Here is a 24,045-nt window from a genome sequence, read left to right as displayed (position 1 = left end):
CAATAAATATGAGTGCAAAAGTCTGGCTGGTGGGCGCAGGCCCGGGTGATCCGGAGTTGTTGACCCTCAAGGCGGTGCGGGCCCTGCACGAGGCCGATGTGGTGTTGATTGATGACTTGGTCAACCCGGCGGTGCTTGAACATTGCCCAGGTGCGCGGGTGATTACCGTCGGCAAACGCGGCGGCTGCCGTTCCACGCCCCAGGATTTCATTCACCGTTTGATGCTGCGTTACGCGCGGCAGGGTAAATGTGTGGTGCGCCTCAAAGGCGGTGATCCGTGCATTTTTGGCCGTGGCGGCGAAGAAGCGACCTGGCTCAGGGAGCGAGGCGTGAGTGTGGAGCTGGTCAATGGCATCACCGCCGGGCTGGCAGGTGCGACCAATTGCGATATACCGCTGACGCTGCGCGGGATCAGTCGCGGCGTAACGCTGGTCACTGCCCATACCCAGGACGACAGCAGCCTGAATTGGCGGGCACTGGCCGAAGGGGGCACAACACTGGTGATCTACATGGGCGTGGCGAAGCTTTCAGAGATTGCCCGGCAACTGCTGGAAGGTGGCATGGCCGCTGATATGCCAGTGGCGATGATCGAGAACGCCTCGCTGCCCCAACAGCGTGAGTGCCGCAGCTCCCTGGCACGCATGCACGATGATGCCCAGGCATTCGCCTTGAAGAGTCCGGCTATCCTGGTGATCGGTGCGGTGGCGGCAGCGGCGGTTGAAGCAGCATTGGCCGCCAGCGCCTGAGGCAAATCGCAGGCGAAAAAAAGCCCGGCTCAAGAGCCGGGCTTTTTTCTACCACTCAGTAATTACTGAGCTTGAGCTTCAACCGATGCTTCTACGCGACGGTTAACAGCACGACCAGCTTCAGTTGCGTTGTCAGCAACTGGGCGGGATTCGCCGTAACCTACGGAGGTGATACGGCCAGCGTCAACGCCGTCTTTAACCAGGACTTGCTTAACAGCGTCAGCACGACGCTGGGACAGCTTCTGGTTGTAAGCGTCTGGACCGACGGAGTCAGTGTGACCAGCAACTTCTACGTTGGTAGCTGGGTACTGAGCCATGAAGTCGGCCAGGTTTTTGACGTCGCCGTAGCTGTTAGGCTTAACAACGGCCTTGTCGAAGTCGAACTTAACGTCCAGCTCAACACGAACAACCTGAGCAACCGGAGCTTCTGGCTCTGGAACTGGCTCTGGAGCTGGTGCTGGGGTAGGAGCTGGAGCGGCTGCGCCAGCGTTACCGCCGAAGTTTACGCCCAGGCCGACCAGTGCGGAGTAATCCCACTTGCCGTTGTCCAGACCGTAGTCAGCTTCAACACCGGCACGAGCGTACAGGTTGTTGGTGAAGTAGTACTTAACGCCAGTACCAACGGTAGCGAAGGTAGTCTGGTCGCGACCGGTGTGGCCATCAGCACGTACGTTGCCACGGCTCTGGTGACCGAAACCACCTTCTACGTATGGACGCAGGGAGTCGACGCCAGCTTGACCGAAGTGGTATTGGGCAACGAGGCTGCCGGTATCACCTTTGATCTTCTGGTTGCCAGTACCGTCAGTCGAACGGGTGTGGTTGGTCTTGTCGTAGGACAAGTTCAAGGACAGGTCGTCGGTCAGGAAGTAACCGATGCGAGCGCCAGGATTGAAGCCGTCTTCGATGTGCTTGACGCTATCGTTGTACTGCTTCTTGTAGAACAGCTCGCCTTCAACTGCGCCTTGGCCTTGTGCCAGAACGCCGAAAGAAGTAGCGGCAATAAGAGAACCAATGGCCAAGCCCAAGGTGTTTTTCAGTTTCATCCGTTAAATCCCCATCTGGTGATTGTAAAGCAGTCCCACATACCGGGGGACAACTCGGCGACAAGTCTAACAGAACTTGCCTACACGTAAGAGATATTTGCACCGAACTAAGTTTCAGTACTGTCCGCAAATTTCTCACGTAATTTATCAAGAGCACGTTTGTAACGCATTTTTGTAGCACTCAAACCCATATGCATAATGTCAGCGATTTCCTGAAATTCCAGTTCTGCGACAAATCGTAGCACCAGAATTTCCCGGTCAATCGGGTTCACATGCACCAACCAGCGATCAAGTCCGCCCTTCTCCTCGGGTGCCGGCGCCTTTTCTTCAGACGCTTCCTCAAGGGGGTCCAGACTCAATGCGTCCATCAAGCGACGCTTTCGCCGTTCCTTACGATACTGCGTGATGCACTCGTTGTACGTGATGCTGTAGAGCCAGGTTTTGAACTTCGATTTACCCTCGAAGTTCTTCAGGCCATACAACACCTTGAGCATCACTTCCTGACAGACATCATCCGCATCACGATCGTTCCCTAAATATCTTGAACAAACGTTGAACAGAGTGCGTTGATACCTGCGCATCAATTCTTCGTACGCGCGTGTTACGTGAAACAGCTCCGTGTGCGAGCGCGCGACCAACTCCTCATCAGAGAGCTCACGGGGGTCATAGCGCGTGGACAGCGTTTGGGCTTTATTCAAAACAAGTCGTGCCGACAGTCAGGTCAATGTCCGCCACATCCTGGATAGCCAGGATCGCGGCGGCGTACATTAGCAGGGTTTGCCGGGTTAGCGGCTACTGACCTGCTGTTCCAGCAGAACCCGATTGGACAGCGACACTAATTCGCCATCATCGGTCAACAGGGTGGTTTTCACCGTGCCGATCTCTTCAATCTGCCCTTCGACCTCGCCAACACGCACGCTTTGCCCCACCTGATACAACTCACGCACATAGATTCCCGCAAGAATCTGCCCGGCAATTCCCCGGCTTCCCAAACCCATGGCCAGCGCAACGGCCAGACCAACGGTAATCAAAACGATCACAATCACATGGTTGAGCAGGTCAGTCTTGACCTCCAACTGGCTGATCGCCACCGAAATACTGATGATGATCACCAGCCCTTGGGCAATTCGCCCCAGGCCACCTGCATAGTCCAGGCCTACGCCTTCAGCGGCGCCGCGCACCAGGCCATTGGCCAGTTGCGCCAGCAGAACGCCGACCAGCAACACCAGCGCGCCGCCGAATACTTTCGGCAAATACAGCGCCAGCATGTCGAGCGTAGCTGAAACTCGCTCAAGTCCAAGGGATTGCGCCGCAGAAACCAGAAAAATCAGCAAAACAAACCAGTAGACGATCTTGCCGATCAGTGTCGAGATCGGCACTTGCAGCCCGGCGCGCCCCAGCAACTTGGTCAATCCGGTGCCGGCCATCAAACGATCGAGGCCCAGCTTGGCGAGCAATTTGGAGAGCAGGGTGTCGAGCAGCTTGGCCACGACAAAACCCAGCAGCACCAGCACCAGCGCACCAAACAGGTTGGGAATGAAATTCGCCACCTTGGTCCACAACGCAGTCATTGCAGTGACCAGACTCTGCGTCCAGAGATCAAGTTCCATATTCAATCAGCCTTATCAGCAGTGCGAGCAATAGGTTTACGACGAGAAACAGGCGATACGTGGGCCGAACCATTGTTCAGCGCCATCATCAGTGCCGGTAGCCAGCGGCCAAGCAGACCAAACAGGTCGCCCGCGCCCACCTGGCGGTTGGCGGTTTTCAGTACGCGCCCCAGGCAAGCATCGTCGTCACGGTTGGACGGCGAAGCGTTAAGCATGTCACGCAAAGACTGTTCAAACGGATCGTGCATAGGGACCTCTCGCAAGTGATTTAAAAGACGAGGGCAAAATTCGTCTGGTCACATGACCTCTCCTGCCGTTCAGGTCACGTTCAGGTCAAACCCAGCGTAAACGTCGAAACAGCCACCACTGCCCAAGGGCCACCGAGACCATCAACAAGCAGGCAATCGCGAAGCCATAGGGGCTCTCGGAAAACGGAATCCCGCCTACGTTGATCCCCAGCAAGCCGGTCAGGAAACTCATCGGCAAAAAGATCCCGGTGATGATCCCGAAGCGGTACATCGTGCGGTTCATGCGCACGCTCAAACGCCGATCCTCGGCCTCCAGCACCAGCCCCACGCGCTCCCGGCTCAATTCCAGCTCTTCCAGGTAACGGGTCAGGCTGTTATTCAATTCATTCCAATAGTCAGCATCGTCATCGACGAACCAGGGCAGTTTTATGCGTGTCAGTTGCGCGAAAATATCGCGCTGGGGTGCCAGGAAGCGCTTGAGCGCGGCGGCCCGCCGACGGATCTGCAGGACGCTGCCATGCTCCGGGGTATACCGTTCGTCGGTATCCAGTTTTTCTTCTTCGATATCGACGATTTCAGACAAGTCGCTGACCAGATCCTGCACTTTATTGGTCAGGTACTGCGCCATGTACAGGATCAGCTCGGAAGCAGTCCTGGGGCCTTTTCCATCCGCCAACTGCACCAGCAACTCATCGGTAGCGCGCAAGGGCCGCAGACGCAGGGAAATGACCCGGTCAGCCGCAGCAAAGATACGCACCGACACCATGTCTTCCGGCTCCGCCCCCGGGTTGAGGTTGATCCCACGCAGAAACAGCAGCAACTCGTCGTCCGGTAGCGGCAGCAAACGTGGCCGGGTGTTCTCCTCCAGCAGCAGGTCACAGGCGAACTCGCTCAGGCCACTGGATTTGCGCAACCAGGTCTGGGTCTGGGGATGACTGCGATCCCAATGCAGCCACAGGCTTTCCTGGGGCTGCATTTGCAGGTCGTCAAGCTCAGTCCGGGCAATCGAACGCGCACCGCCTTTACCGTCCAGCACGAGGGCGTGTACCAGCCCCCACTGCGCGTTTTCTTCCTCGAACATCCTCACCCCTGTCGGCTATTGCAGTTATTCAGGCATTTTCAACGGGCTGGGCGAAACAATCACGCCATTGTTATCGGCATAGACATATTCACCGGGACGGAATGTCACGCCCGCAAATGTCACGGCCCCGCCCAGGTCGCCCACGCCTTGGCGATGGCTCTTTTTCGGGTGGCTGGCCAAGGCCTGCACGCCCAAGTCGGTCTGGGCGAGCACGTCCACATCACGCACACAGCCGTAGATCACCAAGCCTTCCCAGCCGTTCTTTGCGGCTCGATCGGCGATCATGTCGCCCAGCAAGGCGCAGCGCAATGAACCACCACCGTCGACCACCAGCACTTTGCCGGTGCCATCGAGTTCGGCCTGTTCCTTGACCCTGGAGTTGTCCTCAAAGCACTTGACGGTCACTATCTGGCCACCGAAGGAGTCCCGCCCCCCAAAGTTGGCGAACATCGGCTCCAGCACCTGTACCAGGTCCGGGTAGGCGTCACACAGGTCGGGGGTAACGTAATGGTTCATCGAAAAACTCCTGTCGGTGAAAGAAGGTGTCGAACATCCACAGCTACATCAAGAAAACGCATCGCAACCGGCATTCTTTAAGAATTGCCGCTGCAAGGGCGACAATGATCAGACCCGCCAGGCTGTAACGCAATAGCCACTGCGCGACTGAATATGACCAGAATAGCCCGGCGCGTCATATCTTAGCCGCAAGCTACCTCAAGCGAAACGCCCTCTTTAGAGCCTTTCTTCAGACAGCCGCCGGCACCTGCACCTGTGCACCCGCCAAAGGTGTCAGGGGATCTTTCAGCCAACGCTGCACCAACGGCCATACTTCGGCCTGCGCCGCTTTACTCACCAGCATCTCGACATGCCCGAAATCACCGCTGAACCCTTGCTTGCGCCCCAGGCACAGGTATTGGCGGTGCTCGCTGCCCACTTGGTCAAACAGCTTGCGGCAGGCCCAGTCCGGGTCTTGATGATCGCCAGCGGCACTCACTGCCAGCAGCGGTACATCGACCTCGGCCAGGCCTTTCCACCAGTCGCGCTCGGCATCGCCAAAACGCCCGAACAGGCCGTGCCAGCGCATGCTTTCCAGGGCCAGGCCGATGGGCTCGTCTTCCGGGCCACGCTTGAGTCGCGAACCGGAAAGCTGGGCAAAGCGCTTCAAGATCAAGCGCCCACCCCACTCCACCGGCGGAATTTTCAACGGCCAGTAAGTGCGACTGACCTGGCAGCCAAACAGCGCCACCGACGCCACGGCCGGCGCCCCCAGATACTGGCCACCCAGCGCTGCCGCCAGGGTCGTGCCGCCCAACGAGTGACCGATCCAGTGCGGGATCTGCGCACTTTGCTCACGCACAAAAGCAGCGATGGCCGGTAAATCGTAACGAGCATAGTCGGCGACGCGATTCTTGGCGTAGTCCTGGTTACGTCGGGAAAGCCCGTGACCACGCATTTCCGGGATCCATACATCAAAGCCCTGGCGCGCCAGATACGCCCCCAGGCCAATCCCTTTGGGCGAATACCAGAAACGGCGATTGGAAAAGCTGCCATGTACCAACACCACCGGTACGCCACGACTTTGCGCGACATCGGCCAGCCCCAGGCGTGTCACCGCCAGTTCTACGGTGCTGTCGGGGCTGTTGCCAGGCTTGAGACGGTAGACATCTTCACTCAGATCGCCACGACGCTCAGCGCTGATCAAGGCGACGGGAAACAGGTTGCTGCTGCTTTGCATAATGTTCTTGCACAAAAAAGGGCGGCGTCCGGAAGGAGTTCCGCCCTGTACAGAATGAGAAATGCCGTCCAGCCATATAGGCCGACCGGCAGATGGCAATTACGCCGAGGCTTGGCCTTCAGCCAGGAAGAACCAGGTTTCCAGCACGGAGTCGGGGTTCAGCGAAACACTTTCGATGCCCTGTTCCATCAGCCATTTGGCCAGGTCCGGGTGATCGGAAGGGCCTTGGCCACAGATACCGATGTACTTGCCAGCCTTGTTGCAGGCCTGGATGGCGTTGGCCAACAGTTTCTTGACCGCAGGGTTACGCTCGTCAAACAGGTGGGCGATGATCCCGGAGTCGCGATCCAGGCCCAGGGTCAGTTGGGTCAGGTCATTGGAACCGATGGAGAAGCCATCGAAGAACTCCAGGAACTCCTCGGCGAGGATGGCGTTGGACGGCAGCTCGCACATCATGATCACGCGCAGGCCGTTTTCGCCACGGGTCAGACCGTTCTCAGCCAGCAGGTCGACCACCTGGCTCGCTTCGCCCAAGGTGCGCACGAAGGGCACCATGATCTCGACGTTGGTCAGGCCCATCTCGTTGCGCACACGCTTGAGGGCGCGGCATTCGAGCTCGAAGCAGTCACGGAACGCTTCGCTGATGTAGCGCGAGGCGCCACGGAAACCCAGCATCGGGTTTTCTTCTTCCGGCTCGTAAAGCTTGCCGCCGATCAGGTTCGCGTATTCGTTGGACTTGAAGTCCGACAGGCGCACGATGACTTTCTTCGGCCAGAAGGCCGCCGCCAGGGTGCTGATGCCTTCCACCAGCTTCTCGACGTAGAAGCCAACCGGGTCGTTGTAGCCGGCGATGCGCTTGTCGACGCTGTCCTTGATTTCCACCGGCAGGCCGTCGTAGTTCAACAGGGCTTTGGGGTGCACGCCGATCATGCGGTTGATGATGAACTCCAGGCGGGCCAGGCCCACCCCGGCGTTCGGCAACTGCGCGAAGTCGAAGGCGCGGTCAGGGTTGCCGACGTTCATCATGATCTTGAACGGCAGGTCGGGCATGGCATCGATGGAGTTTTGCTTGATGTCGAAGCCCAGTTCACCTTCAAAGATGAAGCCGGTATCGCCTTCGGCGCAGGATACGGTGACGCCCTGGCCATCCTTGAGCAACTGGGTGGCGTTGCCGCAACCGACTACTGCCGGGATCCCCAGTTCACGGGCAATGATCGCCGCGTGGCAGGTACGCCCGCCACGGTTGGTGACGATGGCGCTGGCGCGCTTCATCACGGGTTCCCAATCCGGGTCGGTCATGTCGGAGACCAGCACGTCACCCGGCTGGACCTTGTCCATCTCGGACACGTCCTTGATGATCCGCACCTTGCCCGCGCCGATGCGCTGGCCGATGGCACGGCCTTCCACCAGCACGGTGCCGGTTTCTTTCAACAGGTAGCGTTCCATGACATTGGCCGAAGTGCGGCTTTTCACGGTTTCCGGACGTGCCTGGACGATGTACAGCTTGCCGTCATCGCCGTCCTTGGCCCACTCGATGTCCATCGGGCACTTGTAGTGCTTCTCGATGATCATCGCCTGCTTGGCCAATTCACTGACTTCGGCATCGCTGAGGCAGAAGCGCGCACGCTCGGCCTTGTCGACATCAACGGTTTTCACCGAGCGACCGGCCTTGGCCTCGTCGCCGTAGATCATCTTGATAGCCTTGCTGCCCAGGTTGCGGCGCAGGATCGCCGGGCGACCGGCCTCAAGGGTGTGCTTGTGCACGTAGAACTCGTCCGGGTTGACCGCGCCTTGTACGACGGTTTCGCCCAGGCCGTAGGCGCCGGTGATAAACACCACGTCACGGAAGCCCGATTCGGTATCCAGGGTGAACATCACACCGGCGGTACCGGTTTCCGAACGCACCATGCGCTGCACGCCGGCAGACAGGGCAACCAGCTTGTGGTCAAACCCCTGATGCACGCGGTAGGAAATGGCGCGGTCGTTGAACAGCGAGGCGAACACTTCCTTCGCTGCGCGGATGACGTTTTCTACGCCACGGATGTTCAGGAAGGTTTCCTGCTGGCCGGCGAAAGAGGCGTCGGGCAAATCTTCGGCGGTGGCCGAGGAACGCACGGCGACAGCCATGTCCGGGTTGCCCGCCGACAGGGTGGCGAAGGCGGTGCGGATTTCTGCGTTGAGCTTCTCGGGGAACTCGGCTTCCATGATCCACTGGCGGATCTGCGCGCCGGTCTTGGCCAGAGCGTTGACATCATCGACGTCCAACGCGTCCAGGGCAGCGTGGATCTGGTCGTTGAGACCACTCAGTTCGAGGAAGTCGCGATATGCCTGGGCCGTGGTGGCGAAACCACCGGGCACTGAGACACCGGCGCCCGCAAGATTACTGATCATCTCGCCGAGGGATGCGTTCTTGCCCCCCACATGCTCTACATCATGGACGCCGAGCTTATCGAGGGAAACTACGTACTCTACCAAGGTGATCTCTCCACTAACTGTGTTGGAAAAGCTCAGGGCGCCGGAGGCTCAATAGGAGCATTTACCGGCGTTTGTGGCCTGGACCTGGAAAATAAGTGAGAATGCGGCCCACTGTGGGACGGCAAAATCGCGCCTATCATATCCAAGATTCGTCATCAGCTTAAGGCCCAAGGCTCAAATGAAACGATCTGCTTTCTTCATCTCCGATGGCACCGGCATTACCGCCGAAACCCTGGGTCAGAGCCTGCTGGCGCAGTTCGAAAGCATTACCTTCGCCAAATTCACCCGGCCTTATATCGATAACGTGGATAAAGCGCGGGCCATGGTACAACAAATCAATCTGGCCGCTGAAAAAGACGGTGTACGCCCGATCATTTTCGACACCATCGTCAACCAGGACATCCGTGAGATCCTCGCCACTTCCAATGGTTTCATGATCGACATCTTCTCGACCTTTCTTGCGCCCCTGGAACAGGAGCTCAGTGAGCATTCCTCATACTCCGTGGGCAAGTCCCATTCCATTGGCCACAATTCCAACTATATGGAGCGGATCGAGGCGGTGAACTTCGCCCTGGACAACGACGACGGCGCCCGCACCCACTACTACGACAAGGCCGACCTGATCCTGGTCGGCGTGTCGCGCTGCGGCAAGACCCCGACCTGCCTGTACATGGCCATGCAGTTTGGCATCCGCGCGGCCAACTACCCGCTGACCGAGGACGACATGGAACGCCTGCAACTGCCGGCGGTGCTGCGCAAACATCAACACAAGCTCTTCGGCCTGACCATCGACCCGGACCGACTCACGGCCATCCGTAACGAACGCAAGCCCAACAGCCGCTATTCGAGCTATGCCCAGTGCGAATTCGAAGTGCGGGAAGTGGAAAACCTGTTCCGCCGGGAAAACATTGCGCACATCAACTCCACGCATTTTTCGGTGGAAGAGATTTCGGCGAAAATCCTTGTAGAAAAGGGTGTTGAGCGGCGCTTCAAATAACCCGTAGCCGCTAATGTGGCGAGCCCATTTGCCACATTAGCCCGTGCGCCACAACTGGGTTCACAGGTGAAACCGGTCCCCACCCTGCCCCAGCGCCGTGGCCAGCGCGTCAAATCCCGCCTTCAGCAATTGATCATCCCCCGACGTATTGCAAATGCTCGCCCGGATAAACTGCGGTACCGCCGTCTGCCCCACGGCAAAGGCTTCGGCCGTGGCGATCAGGTAATTATTCTGCTTGAGTTCCGCCTCGATTTCCGACGCTCGCCAAGGCTCAGGGACTTCAATCCAGAAATGCGGGCTGTTGGGGTGCGTCCGGTATTCCAGGCCGGCCAGCAGGCCTGCGACCAACGCTTTGCGCCGGCTGATTTCATTGATCTGCTGATGCAACAGGTACTCTGCCGTGCCGTTTTCAATCCACTGCGTGGCCAGTTCCAGGGTCACTGGTGTGGCCATCCAGCAGGTTGAACGCAGAGCCGCAGAAATACGGCTGACCAGCGCGGGCGGTGCATGCACATACCCCACCCGCAAGCCCGCCGACACGGCCTTGCTCAGGCTGCTGATCAGAATCGTGCGCTCCGGGGCAAAATGACTCAGGGGCGGCGGGCGATCTGCCACCAACACCCCATGCGCCTCGTCCTCCAAGATCAGCAGATTGTGCTCACGACAGACCTTCACCAGCGCCTCACGGCGGGCCACCGACAACACCGCGGTCGTCGGATTCTGGATGGTCGGCGTGCAATACAAGGCCGATACCCGGTGATTGCGACAGACCTCCTCCAGAGCTCCCGGCAACACGCCTTCCTCATCCATTTCCAGACCGATCAGGCGGATGCCGAGCATCCGCGCGGCGGTAATCAGGCCCGGATAGGTCAATTGCTCGGTGACTACCGTGTCGCCCGCACGCACCAACGCCATCAATGCGCACAGCAGCCCGTGCTGGCCGCCGTTGACACAGATGACCTGCTCTGGAATCGGATGAAAGTCACGCTGCACCAACCATTGCGCCCCGGCCGCGCGGTAGCGTGGCAGGCCGGCGTCCGGGGTGTAGGCGCTGATGTCCTGCAGGAACTTGGCATTCTTGGCCAGGGTTTCAAAGCCCTGGGCCAGGAACGTGGTCTCCTGCCCCGGGATATGCATATTGCGGCTCATATCGAAGTACTGGCGCGGCTCCTCGCTGACATTGCGAAAGCCTTCGTCACGCTGGCGCTCCATCCCACGCTTGCGTACGAACGTTCCGTCACCCACTCGCGCCACCACCAGGCCCAGGCGTTCCAGTTCGCCGTAGGCGCGGCTGATAGTGCCGATGGTCACCCCAAGATTGTCAGAAAGCACCCGGTGAGGCGGCAGTTTGCGCCCAGGCTCAATCAGACCTTCTAGGATGCCCCGTTCCATGACGTCGGACAGGCGTTTGTACTTCACGCCCTGCCCGCTGGACAGCCCCTCTCGCATAATTGACACCATGTCAATATTTGTTTTGACAGCCATCATTCGCCCTAATAGTGTGCTTTTACGGGTTCAATCACCGGGTGAAACCTCTAATTACAAGTTCAATATAGAGTTCAATTCCGGCTCAGGGAAGCAATAAACGATGCCAATGTCCGCCGTTCTCGAAAATACCGAAAAAACCAAATCCCCCAAACAATGGCTGGCTGGCCTGATCACCAGTGTGATGTTCCTGATTGTCTGCCTGAGCTGGGGCACCACCTGGTTGGGGATCAAGATCGCGGTGGAAAGCGTGCCGCCCCTGACGTCGGCGGGCTTGCGCTTTTTGATCGCCTTCCCACTGTTCCTGTGCTTTGCCTTTCTGCGGCGCGAGCCGATCCTGTTCCCCCGGGAAAGCCGCTGGTTCTTTGTGTTCGTGACCCTTTGCTACTTCAGCGTGCCTTACTACCTGCTCAACTACGGCGAGATGCACGTCTCATCCGGGCTCACCGCGCTGCTGTTCAGCTGCATGCCGGTGTTCATCCTGATCTTCTCGGCACTGTTCCTGCGCGAGCGCATCTACTTTTCCCAGGTCGTCGGCATCGGCATCGGCTTCGGCAGCCTGTACATGATCATCCGCAGCCAGGGACTGCACCTTGACCACGCCGAATTCTTCGGCGTACTGGCAATTCTGACCGCCGCAATCCTGCATGCCTTGTGCTATGTCATTACCAAGCAAAAAGGCAGCGCCATCAGCGTGATCACCTACAACACCCTGCCCATCGGGATTGCCGGGCTGATGCTGTTTGTCGCCGGGCTGTGGTTTGAATCACCGACCTTCGAGGCCATCACCCTGCGGTCCTGGAGCGCCCTGTTCTACCTGGGCCTGGTGGCCTCGGTCGGCGGGTTTATCGTGTATTTCATGCTACTCAAGCGCCTGAGCCCGATCATCCTGTCGTTCGTCTTCATTATTTTCCCGGTGTTCGCCGTAATCATCGGCGCCTGGTACGAAGGCCTGGAGTTGTCCCGGGACCTGATGCTGTACTCGGCGATCCTGCTGGCCGGCTTTGCCATCACCAAGTTGCCGATCGAAAAGTTGCTGGCAAAAGCCAATTGACCCTTTCCCCATCACGCGAGAGAAACATGGACGTCCTCCGCCAAACCGCCCTGGAACAGATCTACGCCCACGCCAGCAGCACCTACCCCGAAGAGTGCTGCGGCTTTGTCTTTGCAGACGGCAGCGTCTACCTGGGCAGCAATATCCAGAACGAGCTGCATCGCAAGAACCCCGACGCCTACCCCCGCAGCGCGGCCAACGGCTACACCTTCTCGGTGACCGACACGCTGCTGATGAACAAGGCCTTTCGCACGGATAACCCGGTGGTGGTGATCTACCACTCCCACCCGGATGTCGGTGCGTACTTCAGTGACGAGGATCAGGACAAGGCCCTGTACATGGGCGAACCGATCTACCCCGTCAGCTACCTGGTGGTGGATGTCCGCCAGGGCAAGGCCCTTGGGTCGAAGCTGTTTGCCTGGGATGGCACGCACTTCGCCCTCAACCCCTTCAACGACCTGCAAACGGAGTTGTACATGAACGCTGTCTCTTTCCCCGACATCCTGGTCCGCGTGGCCAAGTTGCCAGAATCGACCCTCGAGGGTGCCGGATCGACATTGCGCGAAGTCATTGAAGACACCTGCACCCGCCACCCCCAACTGCGGGCGCACCTGTTCCACGAAAACAACGGCCAGCTCAAGGAGCATTTCCTGTTCACCGCAGGGGAAGAACTGATCGGCCCCGACGAGCCACTGCCCGCAAAGGCCAGAATCGAAGTGCTGCTGGCCACCTCCGGCGGCATGGACATCGAATCGTTGAGCAACGAGGAAGTGCAGCGCTATGTGCGCCATATCACCCTGCCCGGCGTTGGCCGCGAAGGGCAACTGAACCTGAAGAAGGCCAAGGTGCTGATCATCGGTACTGGTGGCCTGGGCTCGCCCATCAGCCTGTACCTGGCCGCCGCCGGCATTGGCACCCTGGGGCTGGTGGACTTCGACGTGGTGGAAAGCAGCAACCTGCAACGCCAGGTCGTGCACGGCAACAGCACCCTGGGCCTGCCGAAGGTCGAGTCCGCCAAGCGCCGGCTGCAGGACCTCAACGCGCATATCAAAATCAACACCTACGACACCGCACTGAACGCCGACAATGCCCTGGAACTGGTCGGTGCCTACGACCTGGTGATCGACGGCACCGACAACTTCGAGACCCGCTACCTGGTCAATGATGCCTGCGTACAGCTGGGCAAGCCGCTGGTGTATGGCGCGATCTACCGTTTCGACGGCCAGATCAGCGTGTTCAATTATCAAGGCGGGCCCTGCTACCGCTGCCTGTACCCCCACGCGCCACCTGCGGAACTGGCGCCCAATTGCAGCGCCGGCGGGGTCATCGGCGTACTGCCCGGCGTGGTCGGGATGATCCAGGCCACCGAAGCAATCAAGTTGTTGATCGGCCTGGGCGACTCCTTGTCCGGACGGTTGATGCGCTTTGATGCCCTGGCCATGAAGTTCAGCGAAATCCGTTTCAAGCGCCGCGCCGACTGCCCGTGCTGCTCCGAACTGCGTGAAGAACACCAACCCGCAGCAGCCGTGTGTGCCGATACCCTCCGCGCCCCCAGCCTGGCCGCAGAGCACTACATCAAGCCCCAGGTGCTCAAGCAGTTGCTGGAGCAGCGCAGCAGCGCCGATATCCTGCTGGATGTGCGCGACGCCAGCGAGCTGGAGGTATGCCAACTACCGGGCGTGCTGCACATCCCCCTGGCCCAGCTCGACGCGCAACTCGACAGCCTGAGCCGTGCAAACACCCATTACCTGATCTGCTATGCCGGCAGCCGCGCCGAGCAAGCCGCCAGCACCCTGCTGGCTGCGGGCTTTGCCAACACCCGGGTGCTGCAAGGCGGTATGAAACACTGGGTGCGCGACGTCGAACCCGACATGCCGTTGTACTGATCACAGGCCTTGGGGGACTTATCTGATGCTGCATAACTCCATACTCGACGCCATTGGCCAAACGCCCATCGTGCGCCTGGAACAATTCTCCGAAGACCTCGGCATCGAGGTCTTCGCCAAACTTGAATCCCTGAATCCGGGCGGTAGCCACAAGGCGCGGATCGCCCTGGGGATGATCCTCGACGCCGAGCGCCGGGGCGTCCTGATTCGCGACTCGGGGCAGACCATCATCGAACCCAGCGGCGGCAACACGGGCATCGGCCTGGTCATGGCCGGCAATGTGCTGGGCTACAAGGTGGTGCTGGTGATTCCCGATAACTACAGCCCCGAAAAGCAAAAACTGCTGCGCCTGTATGGGGCCAAGGTGGTGCTCTCGGACAGCCGCCTGGGCAACAACTCCCATGGCGAAAAGTGCATGGAACTGCAGTTGGAAAACCCCAGCTTCGTCATGCTTAACCAGCAGCGCAACGGCGCCAACCCCCAGACCCATCGCGACACCACCGCCCCGGAAATCATCCGCGCCTTTGGCCAGCGCCAGGTCGACTACTTCGTCAGCGGCATCGGCACCGGGGGCCATATCACCGGTATCGGTGAAACCCTCAAGGCCACCTGGCCGCAGATCCGCGTGATGGGTGTCGAGCCCGAGGAGTGCGACCTGCTCAGCGACCGTCATGCGCCGCACCATATCCAGGGCCTGTCCATCGGCCTGATCCCGAGCATTCTCAACCTGAATGTACTGGACGGCATGCTCAAGGTTTCGCGCCTCGATTGCCTGGAAATGATGAAGCGCATCATGCGTACCGATGCCATCAGCCTGGGGCTGTCGTCCGCCGCCAACATGGTGGCCATCGCCAGGCTTGCCCCGGAACTGCCCACCGACACCGTCGTCCTGACCATGGTGTACGACAGCGCCGACAGCTATCTGCCCTGTTTCGAATAACGACAATTGCGGGGGTGCCTTCCATGGGAGGCTTTATCGACATGCAACAGTTGCACGATGAGCTGCTGACGCACCTCATCAAGACCCTCTCGCCGGCACAGATCTCACAACTGCAGCCACACTTGGCGGCATTGATCCAGCCAGCGGCGCAGGAAGTGGCCGAGGACCTGATCGCCTATGCCTGGCGCGACCCGGCGTCCAGGGGCCGGGGCGAATTGATCCTGGAGTCCTACGCCTCGTTCAAGGCCGTGCTGTACTACCGCTTGGCGCATCGGGTATGGAACCTTCCCGACCAGCCCCACGGCCAGTTCTGCGCCATTGCGCTGACTTTGAGCAACCAGGGCAAGATCCTGTCCGGGGCCGAAATCCACCCGGCAGCCCGCATTGGCCGGCGCTTTGTGCTGGATCATGGCTTTGGCACGGTGATCGGCGAAACCTGCGAGATCGGCAATGACTGCTACATCCTGTGCGGCGTGACCCTGGGCGCCCGGGGCATCGCCAACAACCCCGACGGCAAGCGCCACCCACGCCTGGGCAACAACGTCGAAGTCGGCTCGGGCGCGAGGGTGCTCGGGTATGTGCTGATCGGCGACGACGTGTTTATCAGCCCTTCCTGCGTCATCACCCAGGACGTGCCTGCAGGCACCAAGGTCAAGGTGGTCAACCAGATCCAACTGCAAAAGAACGACGAATCAGATGCCAGCAATTACCTCGGGGCGTTTGCCCTCGACGAGCGCCTGCATGTGGTCGGCGAAGTCAGCACCAGCCACCGGGTCACGGTGCTGGATGCGGACTTCCATCCGCTGTCCAGCCTGGTGCTGGAGCCAACGGTCAAGGAACGTCATCACCTGCAATTTCGCCTGCGCACGCTGCAGGCACCCACTTGCTCACCGCGCCTGCCCCTGAACCTGAAAGTGTGTGGGCCGAAGTTCGAGGTCACCCTGCTTTCCCCACCCGGGCTTAGCGCAATGGTGCGGCGCCTGCTGCAAACCAGCCCACTGATCGTTGGAGGTTGAACATGTCCGTACACACCATGGAAACCCTGGCGCTGTTCGACAGCGCGCCTTACCAGAATGCCTTCAGCGCCCGGGTGATCGCCGTCAGCGAACAGGGCGTCGCCCTGGAACACACCCTGTTCTATCCCACCGGAGGCGGCCAGCCGGGCGACACCGGCTACTTCACCCTGCCCGACGCAAGCCAGGTCAACGTGACCGGGACGGTGCGCGACCCCGTGCTGCGCTCGATCATCTGGCATCAAGTGGAGCATTGCCCCGAATCATTGCGAGCAGGCGTGCAGGTAGACGCCGGCCTGGACTGGGAGCGGCGCTACCAGCACATGAAGATGCACACCTGCCTGCATCTGCTGTGCGCGATCATCGACGCACCGGTGACCGGTTGCAGCATCAGCGCCGACAAAGGCCGCCTGGACTTCGACCTGCCGGAAATGACCCTGGACAAGGAGCAAATCACCCGCGACCTGAATGCCCTGATCGAACAGGCCCATGCGGTCAAGTCGCTGTCGATGCCGGCCTCCGAGTATTCCACCCTGCTGCAGATCACCCGCACCCAGGCCGTCGCGCCACCGGTGGTCCAGGGAGCGGTGCGGGTCATCGAGATTGCCGGCATCGATATCCAGCCGTGTGGCGGCACCCATGTGGTCAACACCGAGGAAATCGGCCGGGTGTTCTGCGAGAAAATCGAGAAGAAGAGCAAGCACAACCGTCGGGTGATCCTGCGCTTTGAAACCTGAACCGGCCACCTGTAGGCGCTGGCTTGCCTGCGATATGAGCACCTCGGTATCGCAATCGCATCGCGGTGATGCTATCGCAGGCAAGCCAGTTCCTACAGGGGTCGGGGGCCTCCGGCGTCAGATGACGAGCAGATCTACAAACCGGTTCACCGGCGTTGCTTCAAGCCGTGCCTGATCCTTGCACAGTGTAAAAATCTCGGCGCTACGCTGCGCGGTGAAGCGTGTCGCCAGGTTGGCCTTGAACTTGTCTTCCAGCAAAGGAATGCCATCCGCCCGGCGCCGACGATGGCCAATCGGGTATTCCACCGCAACCTGCTCGGTGCTTGAGCCATCCGTGAAGAACACCTGCACCGCGTTGGCAATGGAACGCTTGTCGGCCTCCAGGTATTCGCGGCTGTAGCGCGGGTCTTCGACAATAACCATCTTCTCGCGCAATTGATCGATGATCGGGTGCGCGGCATGGAACTCATCTTCGTACTGCTCGGCCACCAGGTTGCCAAACGCCAGTGGCACGGCCGTCATGTATTGCAGGCAATGGTCGCGGTCAGCCGCATTGGCCAGTTGGCCGACCTTGGAGATGATACGAATGGCCGACTCGTGGGTGGTGATCACGATCCGCTCGATTTCATGCAGGCGCTGCTTGACCTGCGGGTGCAAGGTGACGGCCGCTTCACACGCGGTCTGGGCGTGGAACTCCGCAGGGAAGCTGATCTTGAACAGCACGTTTTCCATCACATAAGTGCCATAGGGCTGGGGCAGGCTGAATGCGCGCTTGTCCTCAGGCTTGAGGGCCAGATCCTTGTTGGTATGGCTGAACAGTACGTCGTAGAACCCCCACTGCGGCGCGCTCAGCACACCCGGGATGCCCATTTCGCCACGCATGGCGATATCCGCCAGACGCACGCCACGGCTCGACGCATCCCCCGCCGCCCACGACTTGCGCGAACCGGCATTCGGCGCGTGACGGTAAGTGCGCAGGGCCTGCCCATCGACAAACGCCTGGGACAGTGCCGCCAGCAGTTGCTCGCGATTGGCGCCCATCAACTTGGCACAGACCGCTGTGGACGCAATCTTGACCAACAGCACATGGTCAAGGCCGACGCGGTTGAAGGAGTTTTCCAGGGCAATCACCCCCTGGATTTCGTGGGCCATGATCATCGCTTCCAGCACAGCCCGCACGGTCAACGGCGCCTCGCCCTGCGCCACGCGCTTTTGCGACAGGTGATCGGCAACGGCCAGGATGCCCCCGAGGTTGTCTGAAGGATGGCCCCATTCGGCGGCGAGCCAGGTGTCGTTGTAATCGAGCCAACGCACGATACAGCCGATGTCCCACGCCGCCTTGACCGGATCCAGGCGATAGGACGTGCCCGGCACCCGCGCACCAAACGGCACCACCGTGCCTTCGACAATCGGCCCCAAATGCTTGGTGCACTCTGGGAAACGCAGGGCCAGCAGTCCGCAGCCGAGGGTGTCCATCAGGCAGTTGCGGGCGGTGTCCAGGGCGTCCCGGGAATCAACGCGGTAGTTGAGGACGTAATCGGCGATGCCCTGCAAAACCTGGTCGTAGTCGGGGCGGTTGTTCTGGTCGACGTTGGCGCTCATGGCAGTACTCCAAAATAGGTTGGGTGTGTTCCTTCCTCAGGCTCAGGGTTGGTTGTTTGTGGCAGGTCTGAGTGCCTGCTCTCGTACATAAATTCAGAAGCTACCGATAATCCCCAGTGGAAGCGGGTTTGTGTGGGAGCGGGCTTGCCCGCGAAAGCGGTGGATCAGTCAGTACAGATGCTGACTGAAATACCGCAATCGCGGGCAAGCCCGCTCCCACAAAAGCCCGCTCCCACATTGGGGCCGGTGCAAGGTTTAGAACGCGTCGCCGGGGACGCGCACGAAGCCTTCCATCAATACGCGCGCACTGCGGCTCATGATGGCTTTTTTCACCACCCATTCGCCGTTGACCTGGCTGGCTTCGGCACCCACGCGCAGGGTGCCGGACGGATGCCCGAACCGCACCGCATTACGCTCCACGCCGCCGGCCGCGAGGTTGACCAGGGTTCCGGAAATCGCCGCCGCCGTGCCAATCGCCACCGCCGCCGTGCCCATCATCGCGTGATGCAGCTTGCCCATGGATAACGCCCGCACCAGCAGGTCCACATCCCCTGCCTTGATCGCCTTGCCGCTGGAGGCCAGGTAATCCGCAGGCTTGGCCACGAACGCCACCTTCGGCGTGTGCTGGCGCTGGGCGGCTTCGTCCAGGTGTTTGATCAGGCCCATGCGCAACGCGCCATGGGCACGCACGGTCTCGAACATGGCGAGGGCTTTGGGATCGCCATTGATCGCGCCTTGTAGCTCGGTGCCGGTGTAGCCGAGGTCTTCGGCGTTGATAAAAATCGTCGGGATCCCCGCGTTGATCAGCGTCGCCTTGAACGTGCCGACGCCCGGCACTTCCAGGTCGTCGATCAGGTTGCCGGTGGGGAACATCGAACCACCGCCGCCCTCTTCTTCCGCTGCCGGGTCGAGGAATTCCAGTTGCACTTCGGCCGCCGGGAAGGTCACGCCATCCAGCTCGAAGTCGCCGGTTTCCTGCACCGCACCGTCGGTGATGGGCACATGGGCGATGATGGTCTTGCCGATATTCGCCTGCCAGACCCGCACCACGGCTACGCCGTTATGGGGCACGCGGCTGGGGTCAACCAGCCCGGCGCTGATGGCGAACGAACCGACCGCCGCCGACAGGTTGCCGCAGTTGCCGCTCCAATCGACAAAGGGTTTGTCGATAGACACCTGGCCAAACAAGTAGTCCACGTCATGCTCGGCGCGGGTGCTTTTGGCGAGGATCACCGTCTTGCTGGTGCTCGACGTGGCACCGCCCATGCCGTCGATCTGCTTGTCATAGGGGTCGGGGCTGCCGATCACCCGCAACAGCAAGGCATCGCGGGCCGCGCCCGGGACCTGGGCCGATTCGGGCAGGTCCTTGAGGTTGAAAAACACGCCCTTGCTGGTGCCGCCCCGCATGTAGGTGGCGGCGATCTTGATTTGCGCTACGTGTGTCATGGTCATCCTCTTCAGGCCGTCGCCGCCGATTCCAGGAAGTCCTGGGCAAAGCGTTGCAATACGCCGCCCGCCTCGTAGATCGACACTTCTTCGGCGGTGTCCAGGCGGCAGGTCACCGGCACTTCGACACGCTCGCCATTCTTGCGGTTGATCACCAGGGTCAACTGCGCGCGCGGGGTGCGCTCACCGATCACGTCATAGGTTTCGCTGCCATCGATCTGCAGGGTCTTGCGATCCGTGCCCGCCAGGAACTCCAGGGGCAACACGCCCATGCCCACCAGGTTGGTGCGGTGGATGCGCTCGAAGCCTTCGGCGGCAATCGCCTCCACTCCGGCCAGGCGTACGCCCTTGGCCGCCCAGTCGCGGGACGAACCCTGGCCGTAGTCGGCCCCGGCAATGATGATCAGCGGCTGCTTGCGTTCCATGTAGGTTTCGATGGCTTCCCACATGCGCGTGACCTTGCCTTCCGGCTCGATCCGCGCCAGGGAACCCTGCTTGACCTTGCCGTTTTCCACGACCATTTCATTGAACAGCTTGGGGTTGGCAAAGGTCGCGCGCTGGGCGGTCAAGTGGTCGCCGCGGTGCGTTGCATAGGAGTTGAAGTCGACTTCCGGCAGGCCCATTTTCGCCAGGTATTCGCCGGCGGCGCTGTCGAGCATGATCGCGTTGGATGGTGACAGGTGATCGGTGGTGATGTTGTCCGGCAGCACCGCCAGCGGGCGCATGCCCTTGAGCGGACGCGCGCCGGCCAGGGCACCTTCCCAATAGGGAGGGCGGCGGATGTAGGTACTCTGCGCACGCCAGTCGTACAGCGGCGTGACTTTCGGGCCGGTGTCCTCGTGGATGGCAAACATCGGGATATAAACCTGGCGGAACTGCTCCGGCTTGACCGAAGCCTTGACCACCGCGTCGATTTCTTCGTCGCTCGGCCAGATGTCCTTCAGGCGGATTTCCTTGCCGGTCGCATCCAGGCCCAGCACGTCTTTCTCGATATCGAAACGGATGGTGCCCGCAATCGCGTAGGCCACCACCAACGGCGGCGACGCCAGGAACGCTTGCTTGGCGTACGGATGGATGCGCCCATCGAAGTTGCGGTTGCCCGACAACACGGCGGTGGCATACAGGTCGCGGTCGATGATTTCTTGCTGGATCACCGGGTCGAGCGCACCGGACATGCCGTTGCAGGTCGTGCAGGCGAAGGCTACGACGCCAAAACCCAACTGCTCCAGCTCGCTGGTCAGCCCGGCTTCGTCGAGGTACATGGCCACGGTTTTCGAACCCGGCGCCAGGGACGACTTGACCCACGGTTTACGGGCCAGCCCCAGCTTGTTGGCATTGCGCGCCAGCAGGCCGGCGGCGATCACGTTGCGCGGGTTGCTGGTGTTGGTGCAACTGGTGATGGCAGCGATGATCACCGCGCCATCGGGCATTTGCCCCGGTACGTCGTCCCATTGCCCGGAAATGCCCTTGGCCGCCAGGTCGCTGGTGGCCACGCGAGCGTGCGGGTTGCTTGGGCCGGCCATGTTGCGCACGACGCTGGACAAATCGAAGCTCAAGCCACGCTCGTACTGCGCGCCCTTGAGGTCATCGGCCCACAGGCCTGTGTGCCGGGCGTACTGCTCGACCAGGGCAACTTGCTCGTCTTCACGCCCGGTGAGCTTGAGGTAGGCAATGGTTTGCGCGTCGATGTAGAACATCGCCGCCGTGGCGCCATATTCCGGGGCCATGTTGGAGATGGTCGCGCGGTCGCCCAGGGTCAGGGCCGAGGCGCCTTCGCCGAAGAACTCCAGCCAGGCACCGACGACTTTCTGCTGGCGCAGGAACTCGGTCAGCGCCAGCACCATATCGGTGGCGGTGATGCCCGGTTGCAGCTTGCCTGTCAGTTCGACGCCAACGCTTTCCGGCAAGCGCATCCACGACGCGCGGCCGAGCATCACGCTCTCGGCTTCCAGGCCGCCAACGCCGATGGCGATCACGCCCAGGGCGTCCACGTGGGGGGTATGGCTGTCGGTGCCGACGCAGGTATCCGGGAAGGCCACGCCGTCACGCACCTGGATCACCGGGGACATTTTCTCCAGGTTGATCTGGTGCATGATGCCGTTGCCGGGCGGGATCACGTCGACGTTTTTGAAGGCTTTTTTGGTCCACTCGATAAAGTGGAAACGGTCTTCGTTGCGGCGGTCTTCGATGGCGCGGTTTTTCTCGAAGGCGTCCGGGTCGAAACCACCGGCCTCGACGGCCAGGGAGTGGTCGACGATCAGTTGGGTTGGCACCACTGGGTTGACCTGGGCCGGGTCGCCGCCTTGCAGGGCAATGGCGTCACGCAGGCCGGCGAGGTCCACCAGGGCGGTCTGGCCGAGGATGTCATGGCACACCACACGCGCCGGAAACCAAGGGAAGTCAAGGTCGCGCTTGCGCTCGATCAGTTGGCTCAAGGAAGCGTTGAGGGTCGCCGGGTCGCAACGGCGCACCAGGTTCTCGGCGAGCACGCGGGAGGTGTAGGGCAAGGTGGCGTAGGCACCAGGCGTGATTGCCTCGACTGCCGCACGGGCGTCGAAGTAATCCAGGCGGCTGCCGGGGAGCGATTTGCGAAATTCAGTGTTCATCGTCAGGACTCGGTCACGGTAGGTTCACAGGGCGAACTGTCGACACTGGCTTGGCTTTTTTGTGGGAGCGGGCTTGCCCGCGATAGCGGTGTGTCAGCCCACAGTGATGTTGGCTGACAGTCAGTCATCGCGGGCAAGCCCGCTCCCACAGAGAAGCACAATCGCCAATGTGCTCGGCTCATCCCATTCAGCGACGTTCGATTGGCACGAACTTGCGCTGCTCGACGCCGGTGTATTCGGCGCTTGGACGGATGATGCGGTTGTTGGCACGCTGCTCGAACACATGCGCGGCCCAGCCGGTAAGGCGCGAGCACACGAAGATCGGGGTGAACAGCTTGGTCGGGATGCCCATGAAGTGGTACGCCGAGGCATGGTAGAAGTCGGCGTTGGGGAACAGTTTCTTCTGTTCCCACATGGTCTTGTCGATGGCTTCGGAGACCGGGAACAGCACCTTGTCGCCCACTTCATCAGCGAGTTTTTTCGACCAGCCCTTGATCACTTCATTACGCGGGTCGTTGTCTTTATAGATCGCGTGGCCAAAGCCCATGATCTTGTCCTTGCGCTCCAGCATGCCGAGAGTGCCCTTCACAGCCTCTTCAGCCGAGGAGAAACGCTCGATCATTTCCATCGCCGCTTCGTTGGCGCCGCCATGCAGCGGGCCGCGCAGCGAGCCGATGGCGGCGGTGACGCAGGAATACAGGTCCGAGAGGGTCGAGGCGCAGACACGCGCGGTAAAGGTGGAAGCGTTGAATTCGTGCTCGGCGTAGAGGATCAGCGACACGTTCATGACCTTGACGTGCAACTCGCTCGGCTTTTTGCCGTGCAGCAGGTGCAGGAAGTGGCCGCCAATAGACGGCTCGTCGGTCACACAGTCGATGCGCTTGCCGTCATGGCTGAAGCGGTACCAGTAGCACATGATCGCCGGGAAGGCCGCCAGCAGGCGGTCGGTGACATCGCGCTGCACGCTGAAGTCTTTTTCTGGCTCGATATTGCCCAGGAACGAGCAACCGGTGCGCATCACGTCCATCGGGTGGGCGTCGGCGGGAATGCGCTCCAGCACTTCTTTCAGCGCTTGGGGCAGGTCGCGCAGCTTGGCCAGCTTGGCGGTGTAGGCCGCAAGTTCGGCTTTGCTTGGCAACTCGCCGTACAGCAGCAGATAGGCAACTTCTTCGAACTGCGCATCGGCGGCCAGTTCCCGCACATCGTAGCCGCGATAGGTCAGGCCGGCACCCGCCTGGCCCACGGTGGACAGTGCGGTCTGCCCGGCCACCTGGCCACGCAGGCCGGCGCCACTCAGTACTTTTGCTTCAGCCATGGTTCTTCTCCAATTTTGTAGTTATC

General features: G+C 60.6%; 20 protein-coding genes. 7 read left to right on the top strand and 13 right to left on the bottom strand.

The features are described from left to right. Nucleotides 1-8 precede the first annotated feature (8 nt). Nucleotides 9-746, top strand: a complete 738-nt coding sequence (gene cobA / locus HKK57_RS17915) for a uroporphyrinogen-III C-methyltransferase (RefSeq protein ID WP_029298265.1) — start codon at nt 9-11, stop codon at nt 744-746. Nucleotides 747-808: 62 nt separating this feature from the next. Here the strand turns inward: cobA and HKK57_RS17910 are convergent, their stop codons facing one another. The 8 genes from HKK57_RS17910 to ppsA form a co-directional block, all read right to left on the bottom strand. Then, nucleotides 809-1,789, bottom strand: coding sequence for an OmpA family protein (locus HKK57_RS17910; protein WP_029298268.1), 981 nt, complete (start codon nt 1,787-1,789; stop codon nt 809-811). 107 nt (nt 1,790-1,896) lie between these two features. Beyond that, complete coding sequence (gene sigX / locus HKK57_RS17905) at nt 1,897-2,487, bottom strand: RNA polymerase sigma factor SigX (protein WP_029298270.1); 591 nt, start codon at nt 2,485-2,487, stop codon at nt 1,897-1,899. A gap of 87 nt (nt 2,488-2,574) precedes the next feature. Then, nucleotides 2,575-3,399 (bottom strand): mechanosensitive ion channel family protein, encoded by an 825-nt coding sequence (locus tag HKK57_RS17900; protein ID WP_029298273.1) that lies wholly within the window; start codon nt 3,397-3,399, stop codon nt 2,575-2,577. Between the two features lie 2 nt (nt 3,400-3,401). Then, nucleotides 3,402-3,647 carry a hypothetical protein gene (locus HKK57_RS17895; protein ID WP_029298275.1) on the bottom strand — a complete coding sequence of 82 codons (246 nt, stop codon included), beginning with the start codon at nt 3,645-3,647 and terminating at the stop codon, nt 3,402-3,404. Nucleotides 3,648-3,732: 85 nt separating this feature from the next. Continuing rightward, nucleotides 3,733-4,728 (bottom strand): zinc transporter ZntB, encoded by a 996-nt coding sequence (locus HKK57_RS17890; protein ID WP_029298277.1) that lies wholly within the window; start codon nt 4,726-4,728, stop codon nt 3,733-3,735. Nucleotides 4,729-4,752: 24 nt separating this feature from the next. Next, complete coding sequence (gene rraA, locus HKK57_RS17885) at nt 4,753-5,244, bottom strand: ribonuclease E activity regulator RraA (RefSeq protein WP_029298280.1); 492 nt, start codon at nt 5,242-5,244, stop codon at nt 4,753-4,755. A gap of 229 nt (nt 5,245-5,473) precedes the next feature. Beyond that, on the bottom strand, nt 5,474-6,463 hold the full coding sequence (locus HKK57_RS17880; protein WP_092231846.1) for an alpha/beta fold hydrolase: 990 nt from the start codon (nt 6,461-6,463) through the stop codon (nt 5,474-5,476). A 99-nt stretch (nt 6,464-6,562) separates the two neighbouring features. Further along, nucleotides 6,563-8,938, bottom strand: a complete 2,376-nt coding sequence (gene ppsA / locus HKK57_RS17875) for a phosphoenolpyruvate synthase (protein ID WP_029298284.1) — start codon at nt 8,936-8,938, stop codon at nt 6,563-6,565. 178 nt (nt 8,939-9,116) lie between these two features. Between ppsA and ppsR the strand changes: the two genes are divergently transcribed. Next, on the top strand, nt 9,117-9,935 hold the full coding sequence (gene ppsR, locus HKK57_RS17870; protein WP_029298286.1) for a posphoenolpyruvate synthetase regulatory kinase/phosphorylase PpsR: 819 nt from the start codon (nt 9,117-9,119) through the stop codon (nt 9,933-9,935). A 60-nt stretch (nt 9,936-9,995) separates the two neighbouring features. On the opposite strand, the gene HKK57_RS17865 is transcribed toward ppsR, so the two are convergent. Next, nucleotides 9,996-11,420 (bottom strand): aminotransferase-like domain-containing protein, encoded by a 1,425-nt coding sequence (locus HKK57_RS17865; protein WP_070995177.1) that lies wholly within the window; start codon nt 11,418-11,420, stop codon nt 9,996-9,998. 160 nt (nt 11,421-11,580) lie between these two features. Here HKK57_RS17865 and HKK57_RS17860 point away from each other — a divergent pair, with 160 nt between their 5' ends. From HKK57_RS17860 to HKK57_RS17840, 5 genes are read left to right on the top strand one after another with little or no spacing between them, the layout of a single operon-like run. Beyond that, nucleotides 11,581-12,474, top strand: a complete 894-nt coding sequence (locus tag HKK57_RS17860) for a DMT family transporter (protein WP_166647876.1) — start codon at nt 11,581-11,583, stop codon at nt 12,472-12,474. A 26-nt stretch (nt 12,475-12,500) separates the two neighbouring features. Then, on the top strand, nt 12,501-14,360 hold the full coding sequence (gene moeB, locus HKK57_RS17855; RefSeq protein ID WP_169390502.1) for a molybdopterin-synthase adenylyltransferase MoeB: 1,860 nt from the start codon (nt 12,501-12,503) through the stop codon (nt 14,358-14,360). 25 nt (nt 14,361-14,385) lie between these two features. Beyond that, complete coding sequence (locus HKK57_RS17850; protein ID WP_029298292.1) at nt 14,386-15,300, top strand: PLP-dependent cysteine synthase family protein; 915 nt, start codon at nt 14,386-14,388, stop codon at nt 15,298-15,300. A 23-nt stretch (nt 15,301-15,323) separates the two neighbouring features. Next, nucleotides 15,324-16,316 carry a serine O-acetyltransferase gene (locus HKK57_RS17845; RefSeq protein ID WP_029298293.1) on the top strand — a complete coding sequence of 331 codons (993 nt, stop codon included), beginning with the start codon at nt 15,324-15,326 and terminating at the stop codon, nt 16,314-16,316. A gap of 2 nt (nt 16,317-16,318) precedes the next feature. After that, nucleotides 16,319-17,050 (top strand): alanyl-tRNA editing protein, encoded by a 732-nt coding sequence (locus HKK57_RS17840; protein WP_070995166.1) that lies wholly within the window; start codon nt 16,319-16,321, stop codon nt 17,048-17,050. Between the two features lie 117 nt (nt 17,051-17,167). On the opposite strand, the gene prpD is transcribed toward HKK57_RS17840, so the two are convergent. The 4 genes from prpD to prpC all read right to left on the bottom strand — a co-directional run bounded on the left by prpD (nt 17,168) and on the right by prpC (nt 24,019). Next, nucleotides 17,168-18,652: a 2-methylcitrate dehydratase gene (prpD, locus tag HKK57_RS17835; RefSeq protein ID WP_169390501.1), complete on the bottom strand. Its 1,485-nt coding sequence runs from the start codon at nt 18,650-18,652 to the stop codon at nt 17,168-17,170. A 255-nt stretch (nt 18,653-18,907) separates the two neighbouring features. Beyond that, nucleotides 18,908-20,098 (bottom strand): 2-methylaconitate cis-trans isomerase PrpF, encoded by a 1,191-nt coding sequence (gene prpF, locus HKK57_RS17830; protein WP_169390500.1) that lies wholly within the window; start codon nt 20,096-20,098, stop codon nt 18,908-18,910. A gap of 11 nt (nt 20,099-20,109) precedes the next feature. Then, nucleotides 20,110-22,704, bottom strand: coding sequence for a Fe/S-dependent 2-methylisocitrate dehydratase AcnD (acnD, locus tag HKK57_RS17825; protein ID WP_070995164.1), 2,595 nt, complete (start codon nt 22,702-22,704; stop codon nt 20,110-20,112). 187 nt (nt 22,705-22,891) lie between these two features. Beyond that, entirely contained in the window at nt 22,892-24,019 is a 1,128-nt protein-coding gene (gene prpC / locus HKK57_RS17820; RefSeq protein ID WP_029298298.1) for a bifunctional 2-methylcitrate synthase/citrate synthase, read from the bottom strand. Between the last annotated feature and the right edge of the window lie 26 nt (nt 24,020-24,045).

Origin of the sequence: Pseudomonas sp. ADAK21 (genome assembly GCF_012935735.1) — a bacterium.
GTDB classification, from domain to species: domain Bacteria; phylum Pseudomonadota; class Gammaproteobacteria; order Pseudomonadales; family Pseudomonadaceae; genus Aquipseudomonas; species Aquipseudomonas proteolytica.
The sequence above is the reverse complement of the archived record's forward strand: the minus strand, read 5'-3'. Positions and strand labels throughout refer to the sequence as shown.